The organism is Achromobacter deleyi (assembly GCF_013116765.2).
Classification (GTDB): Bacteria; Pseudomonadota; Gammaproteobacteria; order Burkholderiales; family Burkholderiaceae_B; genus Achromobacter; species Achromobacter deleyi_A.
Map to the genome: position 1 here is coordinate 3,770,279 of NZ_CP074375.1, position 12,291 is coordinate 3,782,569.

General features: G+C 68.5%; 10 protein-coding genes. 3 read left to right on the forward strand and 7 right to left on the reverse strand.

What is annotated here, in order from left to right; translation table 11 throughout:
* Positions 1-110: 110 nt before the first annotated feature.
* On the forward strand, positions 111-683 hold the full coding sequence (gene ruvA, locus HLG70_RS16940; protein WP_171661824.1) for a Holliday junction branch migration protein RuvA: 573 nt from the start codon (positions 111-113) through the stop codon (positions 681-683).
* Between the two features lie 12 nt (positions 684-695).
* Here ruvA and HLG70_RS16945 read toward each other — a convergent pair whose 3' ends face one another.
* From HLG70_RS16945 to HLG70_RS16965, 5 genes are all read right to left on the reverse strand, one after another.
* Positions 696-1,619, reverse strand: coding sequence for a complex I NDUFA9 subunit family protein (locus HLG70_RS16945; protein WP_171661823.1), 924 nt, complete (start codon positions 1,617-1,619; stop codon positions 696-698).
* 104 nt (positions 1,620-1,723) lie between these two features.
* Positions 1,724-2,689, reverse strand: coding sequence for a threo-3-hydroxy-L-aspartate ammonia-lyase (locus tag HLG70_RS16950; protein WP_171661822.1), 966 nt, complete (start codon positions 2,687-2,689; stop codon positions 1,724-1,726).
* 106 nt (positions 2,690-2,795) lie between these two features.
* Positions 2,796-3,869 carry a Holliday junction branch migration DNA helicase RuvB gene (gene ruvB, locus HLG70_RS16955; protein ID WP_171661821.1) on the reverse strand — a complete coding sequence of 358 codons (1,074 nt, stop codon included), beginning with the start codon at positions 3,867-3,869 and terminating at the stop codon, positions 2,796-2,798.
* 73 nt (positions 3,870-3,942) lie between these two features.
* On the reverse strand, positions 3,943-5,520 hold the full coding sequence (locus tag HLG70_RS16960; RefSeq protein WP_171661820.1) for a sensor histidine kinase: 1,578 nt from the start codon (positions 5,518-5,520) through the stop codon (positions 3,943-3,945).
* On the reverse strand, positions 5,520-6,221 hold the full coding sequence (locus HLG70_RS16965; protein WP_008158717.1) for a response regulator: 702 nt from the start codon (positions 6,219-6,221) through the stop codon (positions 5,520-5,522). The genes HLG70_RS16960 and HLG70_RS16965 overlap by 1 nt, the downstream gene beginning before the upstream one ends.
* Before the next feature lie 219 nt (positions 6,222-6,440).
* On the opposite strand from HLG70_RS16965, the gene HLG70_RS16970 reads away from it, so the two are divergent.
* Positions 6,441-7,778: a fimbrial protein gene (locus HLG70_RS16970; protein ID WP_234103114.1), complete on the forward strand. Its 1,338-nt coding sequence runs from the start codon at positions 6,441-6,443 to the stop codon at positions 7,776-7,778.
* A 93-nt stretch (positions 7,779-7,871) separates the two neighbouring features.
* Positions 7,872-9,701: a DNA helicase RecQ gene (gene recQ, locus HLG70_RS16975; protein WP_171661819.1), complete on the forward strand. Its 1,830-nt coding sequence runs from the start codon at positions 7,872-7,874 to the stop codon at positions 9,699-9,701.
* 58 nt (positions 9,702-9,759) lie between these two features.
* Here the strand turns inward: recQ and HLG70_RS16980 are convergent, their stop codons facing one another.
* Both HLG70_RS16980 and HLG70_RS16985 read right to left on the reverse strand, forming a co-directional pair.
* The gene (locus HLG70_RS16980; RefSeq protein WP_171661818.1) at positions 9,760-10,815 is read right to left on the reverse strand and encodes a cytochrome d ubiquinol oxidase subunit II; all 1,056 of its coding nucleotides are present in this window, start codon (positions 10,813-10,815) and stop codon (positions 9,760-9,762) included.
* A complete protein-coding gene (locus HLG70_RS16985) occupies positions 10,812-12,155 on the reverse strand; it encodes a cytochrome ubiquinol oxidase subunit I (protein ID WP_171661817.1) in 1,344 nt (447 codons plus the stop codon). Before HLG70_RS16985 ends, HLG70_RS16980 begins: the two co-directional genes overlap by 4 nt.
* Between the last annotated feature and the right edge of the window lie 136 nt (positions 12,156-12,291).

Sequence of the window (12,291 nt, forward strand, 5' to 3'; positions counted from 1 at the left end):
CGTCTTTTGCGCGCCGCGCCCGCGGTTCGGCCCGCGCGCACGCTAGCGCGTATAGAATCCCCGCATTCGCCGCGCGTTAGCGGCCCCACCATTGCCAGGCCTTCATCACCATGATCGGACGCATCACCGGAACCCTGATCGAAAAACTGCCGCCCACGATCTGCGTGGACGTCGGCGGGCTGGGTTATGACATCGACGTGCCCATGAGCACGCTCTACTCGCTGCCGGAAACCGGCGCCCGCGTCACGCTCTACACGCACCTGACCGTGCGCGAAGACGCCCACATCCTGTATGGCTTCGCCTCGGCCAGCGAACGCAGCGCATTCCGCGAGCTGATCAAGGTCAGCGGCATCGGCGCGCGCACCGCGCTGTCGGTGCTGTCCGGACTGTCGGTGGCGGACCTGGCCCAGGCCATCACCTTGCAGGAATCGGGCCGCCTGACCCGCGTGCCCGGCATCGGCAAGAAGACCGCCGAGCGGCTGCTGCTGGAAATGCGCGGCAAGCTGGGCGCGGACATCGGCGCGTCGTCGCACATCACGCACGACAACCAGTCCGACATCCTGAACGCGCTGCTGGCGCTGGGTTATTCCGAGAAGGAATCGCTGTCCGCGCTGAAGACGCTGCCCGAGGGCGTGGGCGTGTCCGACGGCATCAAACAGGCGCTCAAGGCGCTGGTGCGCTAGAGTCCCCGGCCTCTATTTAGGCTCGGCCTGAAGATAGCGGGGCGCAACGGCCTCCAGGCCCGTCGGGACCACATGCAGTTCCGGCGCCATCGGGCCGCTGCAGATATTGTCGCGGCGCAGGGAATCCAGGTTGTCCCGCGACATCAGGGGTGTGCCGGGCATGCATTCGAACAGCCTGGCCTGCATGCGGCCCACGCCCATGGGCACGGTGATCACGGGCCGGGGATGGCCGCTCCAGGCGGCGCAGAGCCGCGCGATCTCGCCCAGGGTGTAGACCTGCGGTCCGCCCAGTTCGTAGGTCTTGCCGCAGGTATGGGTATCGGCCAGCGCGGACACCATGGCGGTCACCACGTCGCCCACGTAGACCGGCTGCATGCGCACATGCGCGCCGGCCAGCGGCAGCACGGGCAGCCAGCGCGCCAGCGTCGCGAACATATTGGTGAAGTGGTCGTCCGGCCCGAACAGGACGGAGGGACGGAAGATCGTCCAGCCGCCCTCCTGCCGCTCCAGGAACGCCTGCTTGATGGCGGCCTCGCCATCCCCCTTGGAACGCTGGTACATGCTTTCGCCGCTGGAATCGGCGCCCAGCGCGCTGACGTGCAGCAGACGGTGCACGCCGTGGCGCAAACAGGCCTGGGCGATGCGCTGCGGCAGATGCACATGGGCCCGCGCAAAATCCGAGCCATAGGGCCGGCCCATGTTGCCGTGCAGGATGCCCACGAGATTGACGACCGCGTCGCACCCCTGCACCAGGCTGTCCAGCGCGGCATCGTCATGGATGTCGCTTTGGAGCAGGGTGACGGTGGGCAGGATTTGCAGGTCGCGTCCGCGCGCAAAGAGGCGCGTAGGCACGATGAGCTGGTGCTGGTCCGTGCAAAGCCGTGCTACCAGATGACGGCCGATGAAACCCGTGCCGCCAATGACAAGGATACGCATGGCGCAGCCTCCTGTTCGTCGGGATCGAATTCCGATTCTGCCCTGCAAGGTCGACAACCGCAAGCACGGGCGGGCCCGGCGGCTGGCGAACCGCCGCTGGCGCCTCAGGCCGCCAGCAGCTTTGCGTAGGCCGGAAGGTCGACGTTGCCGCCGCTGATGATGACGCCCACCCGGGCCCCGCGCACCGGCACCACGTTCTGCATGACGGCGGCCGCGCCCAGGCAGCCCGTGGGTTCCACGACCATCTTCATGCGCTCGGCGAAGAACTTCATGGTGGTGACGAGCTGATCATCCGTCACCGTGACGATGTCGCGGACATACTTCTGGATAAGGGGGAAGGTCAGGTTGCCCAGGTGGGTCGTGGCGGCGCCGTCCGCCAGGGTCTTGGGGGCCGGGATTCGGACGATTTCACCCTTGCGCAAGGACTGCTGGCCGTCATTGCCGGCTTCGGGCTCCACGCCATACACCAGGCAGCGCGGGCTCAGCGCGAACGCCGACAGGGCCGAGCCGGACAGCAGGCCGCCGCCGCCCAGGCACACGAACAGGTAATCCAGTTCGCCCACTTCCTCGAACAGTTCCTTGGCCGCGGTGCCCTGCCCGGTGATCACGTCTTCGTGGTCATAGGGCGGAATAAGCGTGGCGCCGGTCTCCGCATGGATGCGCCGGGCGATCGCCTCGCGGTCTTCGGTGTAGCGGTCATAGGTGACGATCTTGCCGCCGTAGCCTTCGGTGGCCGCGCGCTTGGCCGCGGGCGCGTCCAGCGGCATGATGATGGTGGCCTGCACCCCTTGCAGCCTGGAGGCCAGCGCGATGGCCTGCGCATGATTGCCCGACGAGAACGTCACCACGCCGGCCGCGCGCTGTTCGGGCGTGAGGCGCGCGATGGCGTTGTACCCGCCCCGGAACTTGAAGGCGCCCATGCGCTGGAAGTTCTCGCACTTGAAGAAGAGCGACGCGCCGGTGATGGCGTCGGCCGTGGCCGAGGTCAGGACGGGCGTGCGGTGTGCGTTGCCGGCCAGGCGCTCGCTGGCGCGCACGACATCATCATAGGTGGGCAATTCGGGCAGCATGGAATTCGGTCCTTTGATCGCGAGGGGGAATCGAAACCCCCGGATCATAAACCCGTCCGCGCCGTTTGCGCGCCGTCCGGATGCACGACAGGCGCGGGGCGCGGTCCTATTTGCCGAAGAGCTCACCGCTGCCGCCGGTCGTGCCGGCGGGCGGGGTCAGGCCCAGGTGGCGCCAGGTGGTCAGCGTGGCGGTGCGGCCGCGCGGGGTGCGCTGCAGATAGCCGTGCTGGATCAGGTAGGGCTCGATGACGTCTTCGATCGTGTCGCGCTCTTCGCCGATGGCCGCGGCCAGGCTGTCCACGCCCACCGGCCCGCCGTCGAATTTATGGATGATGGCTTCGAGCAGCTTGCGGTCCATCAGGTCCAGCCCCTGCGGGTCGACCTCCAGCATGGCCAGCGCGCGGCCTGCCACGTCGGCGTCGATGGTGCCACTGGCCTTGACCTCGGCATAGTCGCGCACGCGGCGCAGCAGCCGGTTGGCGATACGCGGGGTGCCCCGGGCACGGCGCGCCACTTCGGCCGCGCCGTCCGGCGTGATGCCGGCGTGCAGCAGGCCGGCGCTGCGCGTCACGATGTGCCCCAGGTCGGTGGCGTTGTAGAACTCCAGCCGCGAGACGATGCCGAAGCGGTCGCGCAGCGGATTGGTCAGCATGCCGGCGCGCGTGGTGGCGCCCACCAGGGTGAACGGCTGCAGGTCCAGCTTCACGCTGCGCGCGGCCGGGCCTTCGCCGATCAGGATGTCGATCTGGAAGTCCTCCAGCGCCGGGTAGAGGATTTCCTCGACCACGGGCGACAGGCGGTGGATCTCGTCGATGAACAGGACGTCGTTCTTTTCCAGGTTGGTCAGGAGCGCGGCCAGGTCGCCCGGGCGCTCCAGCACGGGCCCCGAGGTCTGGCGCAGCTGCACGCCCATTTCATGCGCAATGATGTGGGCCAGCGTGGTCTTGCCCAGGCCCGGCGGGCCGAACAGCAGGACGTGGTCCAGGGCCTCGCCGCGCTTTCTGGCCGCGGCGATGAAGATCTCGAGCTGTTCGCGGGCGCGCTGCTGCCCGACGTATTCGCCCAGCGCCTTGGGCCGCAGCGCGCGTTCGATCGACTCCTCGTTGGGCGACACCGGCTGCGGCGCCACGATACGGGGCGCGTCGGGACGGGAGGAAAGCGAATCGGACTGGATGGCCATGGTGCGGAAACGACAAAGGACGAAGCAGGATGCATCGTACCGTAGGGCGGGCCGCCCCGGGGACGGCCCCGCCTCAGGCTGTCTCCGACAGGGGCAGCCTGACCCGCACGCACAGCCCGCCGGATTCGGCCTGGCGCAGCTCCAGCGAACCGCCATGCGCGCGCGCAATGGCCTCCGCCAGCGCCAGGCCCAGCCCCACGCTGCCGGTGCGCGTACGCGCGTCATCCAGCCGGCTGAACGGGCGCAGGGCCTCCTGGCGGCGTTCCGGCACGATACCGGGGCCATGGTCGGCCACGTCCAGCACCGCGTGGCCATCTTCCTGGCGCAGCGCCACATCCACCGGCGGCGCGCCGTGGTTCAGCGCATTGCCGATCAGGTTGTCCAGCAGGCGGCCCAGCGCCACGGCGTCCGCCTGCACCACCAGCGCCGAAACATCGGCGTCGGCGTTCAGGCCGATTTCGGTGCCCGCGCCCTGCCAGGCGCCGACGCGTTCGGTCAACCAGTCGGACAGGACGATGGGGGCATAGCGGTACGCGGCGGGGTCCGTGCCGCGCACAAAGCCGATGAACTGGTCGACCATGTGCTGCATGTCCTGCAAGTCCGCGCGCAATCCTTCCTTCAGTTTGGAGTCGTCCGCCATCTCGATGCGCAGCCACATGCGCGACAAGGGCCCCTTCAGATCATGGGGCAGGCCGGACAACAGGGTGCGGCGCACCGAATCGGATTCGGCCAGCGCGTCCAGCATGGCGTTGAAGCGTTCGCCCAGCACCCGGGTCTCATGCGGGCCCGAGGGCTCGACGCGTTGCGGCTGTCCGGCTGCGAGCTGGTCCGCGGCATCGGCCAGCCGGGTGATCGGGCGCGTGATGTGCCAGGAAAAGCCCACCGCCAGCAACAGCAGCAGGCCCAGGCCTCCGAGCCAGGCGGCGATGAACGGCGTGGCCACGGGCGGATCCAGGCGGTCCAGCGGAATGACCAGCCATTCGCGCAGGCGCGGCGCATCCTCGCTGGCGGAATTGGGCGCCAGCGAAATGAAGATCTCCGGAGTGGGGCCGCGCGACAGCGCCACCCGCGTGCCGTCGTTCAGGCGTTCGTTGAGCTGCTGCACCAGCACGCGCAGATCGCGGCGGATGTCGTCCGGCTCGGGCTTGTAGCGGCGCTCGTGCTCCGCGCGCTCGCGGTCGCCATCGCGTTGTTCTTCCGAGCGGTCTCCGTGCGCGCCGTCGCCATCGCGGTCATCGCCGCGCACCTCGGGCGGTGGCGGCGGCGGCGGACCATGCAGCTGCGAATCCATGGCGGGTGGCGGGGGGCGCGGACGCGGCGCGGCCCTGGGCGGAGGCGGCGGGCGGCGTCCGTTGAAGCGTTGCAGCTTGGCTTCCGCGGGCAGGACCCGCGACCAGAGCCGCCACTGGTTCTGGGACGCCGTGCGCACGAAATCGGCGCGGTCCTCGGCCGGCACCTGGGATACGGCGGCGCGCAAGGTGCGGATGGTGGTGACGATGTAGCCGATGGCCACGTCTTCCATGAACTTGTGCCGGAAGTACGACACCGTCACCAGGGTGGCCGCCTGCGTCAGCAGGACCGAGCCCAGGATCAGCAGGATCAGTCGCGCCCGCAGGGACCGCGGCACCAGAAAGCCGGGAGAAAAACGCATCAGGGGGAAAACCGGTAGCCGATGCCCCAGACGGTCTGGATCCAGCGCGGCTGCTTGGGATCGTCTTCGATCACGCGGCGCAGGCGCAGGATTGCGATGTCGATGGCGCGGTCATTGCGCTCGCCGGCGTCGTCGTCGCGGGCCAGCGCCAGCAGGCGCTCGCGCGACAGCGGTTTGCCCGCGTTGCGCACCAGGGCTTCCAGCAGATTGATCTCGCCGCCGGTCAGCTTGACGACGGTGCCGTCGCGCGAGAGCTGGCGCGTGGACGGGTCGAACACGAAAGGCCCGAAGGACACGGGCGCGTCCTTGGTCAGCGCGGACGGGCCGCGCTTGCGGCGCAGCACGGCCTCGATGCGGGCCAGCAGTTCGCGCGGGTCGAAGGGCTTGCCGACGTAGTCGTCCGCGCCGGCCTCCAGGCCGATGATGCGGTCCACGGCTTCGTCGCGCGCGGTCAGCAGGATGACGGGAATATCCTCGCCCTGCTCTCGCAGGCGGCGGCAGGCATCGGCGCCGTCGCCCCCTGGCAGCATGCGGTCCAGCACGAGCAGATCGGGTGCATAGCGGGTAATGCGCGACGAGAGGTCGGTCGCGTCCGGCGCCAGCAAGGTGTCGTAGCCGTGCCGGTTAAGGTAGTCGGCCAGCAACTGGCGCAAGGCCGGGTCGTCGTCGACGACCAGCAGCTTGGTGTGGGAATTGTCCATGGCCATCATAGTGCGGCGCGCCGCCTCCGCCCGCAAGAGGCAAGAAATCATCTGAAATATACCCGTTGCGCGATGTTGGCCGCCTGTTCCCGCCTGTTTGCGGCCCGGACACCCGCCGGATTGGACTGGCCCTAAAATACCGGGTCGTCTGCTGCCACTCGTGCGCTTTACTAAAAAACGTTTACAGTTCCGGCCGCAGGCCCTCTCTACACTGTCCCTATGGTCGCCCCTGCAATCATCTGGCGCAGACGGCTGTTGCACGCGGCGCTGACGGCAGGCATGGTTTGCCCGCTGGCGCCGGCGTTTGGCGACGAGCCCGATGCGCTCCCCCATGCCTCCCCGCCGCCCCCGGCGGGCGCGGCCACGCGCGTGGCGCGCGGCATCGGCGTTCTGTCCCCGGTTCAACCCATCCCGGTGCGCCCCGCCCCGTCGCTGGACGCGCGCGCCGTGCCGCTGGACCCCGCGCCTTGCGACCTGCAAGCCGCGGAACCCGCGATGGACACCAGCGTGCAAGGCACGGAAGACAGCCCCCAAGAGGATTTCATCCCGGGCACCGGACCCGCGCTTTCCGGCGATGCGCGGCCCGCCCCGCTGGCCTGCGATCCGATCGCGCAGACCCCGCCCCCCGAAGACAGCGCGCCCGACTACTCTTTCGCCCTGGAAGACGGCGATATGCCCCGCATTCCCGTGGTGGTGATTTCCGGCGTATCCCGGCCCAGCCGCCCCTGGTTCGCATCCGTCAGCGGTCAGGACGGTTTGCGCTACGGAGGCAACCGCAACTGGGTCTACCGCAACACCTCGGGCCCTTCGGTGACGGTCGGCAATGTCAGCGCCAACGCACCCACCTGGGGCAGCGGCGCACCCGTGGGCGGATTGCAGATCTCCAACTGGGCCGGCACTGGCGCCACCCTGCCCGAAGGCAGCTTTGGGTATTCCTCGTCGCTGGGCAAGCTCAATCTCATGGATCCCGCCGCCAGCTCGGGCGCGGTGGATTACGGGGCCTCCGTCGGCAGCGGCAGCGTGCGCTACGGGCTCACGCCCGTCCTGACCCTGGAGGGCCAGGTGCAGAGCGCGCCCTCGCTCACCACGCGCGGCATGGGCACCACCTACACCGCCGGCGAGTACGGCACGTTCCAGGCCGGCGCCACGCAAAGCACGTTCGACGCGGCCAGCGGCTACCGCTACCGCTTCGGCTACACCGTGGATCTGGCCGACATGGTGAACCTGGGCTATACCAACGAACAGATCGGGGCCGGCTATGGCGACCTGTCGACCTACTCCGGCGGAGTGGCCTCGGCCGCGCAGACCCGCAACACCCTGTCGGCGGGCGTGCCGCTGGCGGGCTGGGGCACGCTGAGCGGCACGTATTCCGGCCTGCGCGAAGGCTCGGTCCTGGCCGAGCAGCGCGTGGGCCTGTCGCACAGCATGTTCGTCGCCCCCAAGGTCAAGCTCGCCGTGGGCGCCGACCGCGACATCGTGTCGGGCAACTACGAATGGCGCGCCAACCTGAGCATGCCGGTCGATACCTTCATGCGCGGCACCTGGCTGAGCTGGTAGGCGGACCGCGACGCGGACGGAAATATCTCTCCGGAAGAGGCCCGCCGGAATTGGGGCTTAAAATCCCTGCCATGATGCTTCCGGCCTACCCCCATGTCTGACGCGCGCGCCCTCGGCGTGTTGCAGCGCGTTTTCGGTTACGAATCCTTCCGCGGCGACCAGCAAGCCATTGTCGAACAAGTGATCGACGGCGGCGACGCGCTGGTCCTCATGCCCACCGGCGGCGGCAAGTCGCTCTGTTACCAGATCCCCTCGCTGGTCCGTGAAGGCACCGGCATCGTCGTGTCGCCGTTGATCGCGCTGATGCAGGATCAGGTGGACGCCCTGACCGAACTTGGCGTGCGCGCGGCCTTCCTGAACTCCACGCAGGATTGGCGGGTGGCCCGCGACGTCGAGCAGGCCTTTCTTGCCGGCGAGCTGGACCTGCTTTACGTAGCCCCCGAACGCCTGCTGACCGACCGCTGCCTGCAATTGCTGGAGCGCGGCCGCATCGCGCTGTTCGCGATCGACGAAGCCCACTGCGTGTCCCAGTGGGGACATGACTTCCGGCCTGAATACCTGGGCCTGTCCATGCTGCACGAGCGCTGGCCCGACGTGCCGCGCATCGCGCTCACGGCCACGGCCACCGCCGACACCCGTACCGAAATCGCCCAGCGCCTGTCGCTGGACGAGGCGCGCCATTTCGTCTCAAGCTTCGACCGCCCCAACATCCGCTACCGCATCATCGAAAAGAACGAGGTGCGCAAGCAGTTGCTGGACATGATCCGCACCGAACACGAAGGCGAATCCGGCGTGGTCTACGGCCTGTCGCGCGCCCGCGTGGAGGAAACCGCCGAATTCCTGTGCAACCAGGGCATCGACGCCATGCCCTATCACGCCGGACTCAGTCCGCAGGTGCGCGCGGCCAACCAGTCCCGCTTCCTGCGCGAAGACGGCGTGGTCATGGTGGCCACCATCGCATTCGGCATGGGCATCGACAAGCCCGACGTGCGCTTCGTGGCGCACATCGACCTGCCCAAGTCCGTGGAAGGCTACTACCAGGAAACCGGGCGCGCCGGCCGCGACGGCCTGCCCGCCACCGCCTGGCTGGCCTATGGCCTGCAGGACGTGGTGCAGCAGCGCCGCATGATCGACGAATCGCCCGGCGACGAATCCTACCGCCGGCGCCTGGGCCAGCAGCTGGACGCCATGCTGGGACTGTGCGAGACCGTGGAATGCCGGCGCGTGCGCCTGCTGGCCTACTTCGGCCAGCAGATCACCGCCTGCGGCAACTGCGACGTCTGCCTGGAACCGCCGCAGGCCTGGGACGGCACCGTCGCCGCGCAGAAGGTGCTGTCGGCCGTCTACCGCCTCTGGAAGGAACGCGGCCAGCGCTACGGCGCGGGCCATATCATCGACATCCTGCGCGGCAAGGTCACCGACCGCACCAGGCAGCACGGCCATGAAACGCTGAGCGTGTTCGGGGTGGGCGAAGACCTGAGCGACACCGCCTGGCGCGGGGTGCTGCGCCAGCTGTTGGCGCAAGGTCTGCTGACGGTGGACAACGAAGGCTTCGGCACGCTGGCCCTGACCGAGGGCAGCCGCGCCGTGCTCAAGGGCGAGCGGCAGCTCATGCTGCGGCGGGAATCGGAAAAGAAAACGCGGTCCGGCAAGACCAGTAGCGGCCGCCCCAAGGCCGCCGCCATCGACCTGCCGCCCGAACTGCAGCCGGTCTTCGAGGCGCTGCGCGCCTGGCGCGGCGAAGTCGCGAAAAGCCACGGCGTGCCGGCTTACGTCATCTTCCACGACGCCACGCTGCGCGAGATCGCCCTGGCCCAGCCCGACTCCATGGATGCCCTGAGCCACATCAGCGGCGTAGGCGCCCGCAAGCTGGAAGCCTACGGCGAAGAAATCCTGCAACGGGTGTCCAAGCCGGTCCTGTAGCAAGGCCCGGGCGCCGGGCAGACTTGCCGATGGCCGCAAGCCATCGGCAGCCGGCGCATCAATATGAGGGCGGCGGCAACAGCGGCACCGGCGGGCGCTCCTTGCCGAACACCGACCGGTAGGCCAGGATGTTGAACACCAGCACCACCGGAATCCCCACGACCGCACCCGCCATGACCAGGCGCATCGAACCCAGCGCGCCCGCGCCGTCCCACAAGGTCATGTCGTCCAGGATCAGGTAGGGGAACAGGCTGTAGGCCAGCCCGCTCAGCATCAGCAGGAACAGGGCCACGGTCAGTACGAAGGGCAGCCAGCTGAAGCGGTCGGCCTTTCCGGGCAGCCGCGCCAGCAGCATCTCGGCCGCGACGAAACCCGCCAGCATCAGCACCCAGACCGAGGCGGCCAGGCTCAGGTGAGCGATGTTGCTCCATTTGTAGAAAATGCCCGCATTGGCCAGGCCCAGCGTGACCGCGATCGCCACCATGCCCACCGCCGTCCAGCGGATGGCGTGGCGGGCCCAGTTGGCGGCCCGGCGCTGGAGATCGCCGTCCACGCGCATGACCAGCCACGACGCGCCCAGCAGCACATAGGCGGCCACCGCGCACAAGCCCACGAACATGGCGAACCAGCCATAGCCGGCATCGGATTGATAGCCCGTCGCGATCCGGCCCAGCAGCATGCCCTGGCCGAACGCCGTGATGATAGACCCCGCCCAGAACGCGAAGATCCAGCGCGGCTTCATTTCGTTGCGCGCGCGGATGCGGAATTCGAACGAGACGCTGCGCAGCACCACGCCCAGCACCATGAACGTCAGGGGCCCGTAGAGTTTGCCCAGCACCGCGCCCCAAGCGAACGGAAAGGCCGACGCGAACAGGCCCATGCCCAGCAGCAGCCAGAACTCGTTGGCGTCCCGCCACGGGCTCAGCAGGCTCATCATGCGCCCGCGCTCATGTTCAGGGGCCAACTGCAGCAGGATGCCCACGCCCAGGTCGAAGCCGTCCAGGACCATGCCCGCGGCGATCACCACGAACAGCAGCCCCATGAAGGCCAGCGGCATCCAGAATGAAGGATCGTCGGGGCTCAGGCCCTGCGATGCGGCCAGCATGGCGATCATGGCGTACCCCCGCCCAGTTTGCGCACAGGCACGACGCCATAGCGCGCCGCGTGGAACAGCATGCCGGCGAACGCGGCCAGCAGCAGCGCGTACAGCAGGCCGTAGCCGACCAGGCCGTAGAGCACGGTGCTGGATGCGACGGTGCCCAGGACCTCGGACTGCGTGATGGTGCCGTTCACGACGAAGGGCTGCAGGCCGATGACGGACACCCACCAGCCGGCCACGACGGCGATGCCGCCGGAGAACATCATGCCGCACAGCACCCGCTGCCACCAATGCGGCAAGGTGGATGGGTCCAGGCCGCGCCGGAACGTCCACAGGAAGGTCACGCACGCCACCGCCAGCATCAGCAGGCCCAGCCCCGCCGCCACGCGCAGCGACCAGAAGGTCAGCGCCACGGGCGGGAGCATGCCCGAATACTTGTCCAGCCCCTGGTAGGTGCCGTCGGGATTGCGATGCAGCCACATGCCGCCCGCATTGTTCAGGGTGAGGTCGGCCACGTTCGTGTGGGCGCGCGCATCCGGCCAGCCGAACAGCACCAGTTGCGGCACCGCCCCGCTCTCCCAGAAGCCGGCGGCCGCGGCGGCCTTGGCGGGCTGCAGCTTGGCCACCATCTGCCCGGCGCCGGTCGCGACCGGCACTTGCAGGAAGGCCGCCACCACGGCGACGACCAGCGCGGTCTTGAACGCGCTGCGCTCGCCATCGCCCAGCGGGCGCCGCAGCGCCTGCAGCGCGGTCACGCCCATCATCAGGAACGAAGCGGCCAGTGCGGACCCCACGATCACCACGGCCATGCGCCAGCCCACCGACGGATTCAGCACGACCGCCACCCAGTCATAGACCTGGTAGCGGCCATCGACCAGCACCGCGCCGTCCGGCGTCTGCATCCAGGATTGCAGCGCCAGGACCCAGAACACCGCCACCAGCTGCCCCAGCGCCACCATCAGCACCGCCAGCGTATGCGCGCCGTCGGACACGCGGCGCTGGCCGAACAGCATGACGCCCAGAAAGCAGGATTTCAGGATGAAGACCGAGAGAATGCCGTAGCCCAGCAAGGGGCCTGCCACATTGCCGATCTTGTCCATCAGCCCCGCCCACAGGCTGCCGAGCTGGATCAGCACGGGCACGCTGGCCGCGAGGGTCAGCACGAAGGACAAGGCGAAGATACGCACCCAGAAGCGGTACGCGGCCGTCCAGCCGCCGCGGCCCGACCAGCGGGCCCGGATCTTGAAGAACAGCAGCACCCAGACAAGCGCCAGGGAAACGGCCAGAAAAAGCGCCAGGAAGCTCAGGCTGGCCACGAACTGCGCCCGGGCCAGGGATAGGGTGGATATATCCATAATGGCCCGTAGTGTAGAGCCAGTTACATGACTATGGGAGCCGTTTGAAACCAGTTGCAGACGGTGCGAAAAGGGCTTGCCCGCGGAACGTGGCAAAATTGACGCTTTGTCGCTGCTTTTTCCTATTCTTTCAAGA